1 protein-coding gene is annotated in these 317 nt (G+C 74.1%); it reads right to left on the bottom strand.

The window, feature by feature from the left end:
- Positions 1 to 317, bottom strand: a 317-nt coding sequence (locus IE318_RS35800) for a Dyp-type peroxidase (RefSeq protein ID WP_189907165.1), incomplete at both ends; no start/stop codon positions are given.

The following is a 317-nucleotide window of genomic DNA, read 5'->3' as shown; positions in this document are numbered from 1 at the left end:
GTGTCGTGCTCGGTGTCGCCGTCCAGCGGGGCGCCGGACTCCCGGGCCCTGCCGAACATCCGCTCCTGCTCGCTCAGCGCGACCCGGTCCCAGAACTCCACGAGCATCCGGATCAGCCGGACCACCTGGTAGCTGCCGCCGACCGCCCAGTCCGGCTCGCCGCTGCCCGGACCCACCCACACCAGCCGGTCCATCTCCCGGGGGTCGGTGGGGTCGGGGTTGGCGGTGCCGTCCTTGAAGCCCATCAGGTTGCGCGGGGTGCCCGACGGGCGGGGCGGGCTGGTGAAGCCGTCCAGCCGCCAGCGGACCTGCATCCC

This window comes from Streptomyces spiralis, assembly GCF_014654675.1.
Taxonomy (GTDB): domain Bacteria; phylum Actinomycetota; class Actinomycetes; order Streptomycetales; family Streptomycetaceae; genus Streptomyces; species Streptomyces spiralis.
The sequence above is the reverse complement of the archived record's forward strand: the minus strand, read 5'-3'. Positions and strand labels throughout refer to the sequence as shown.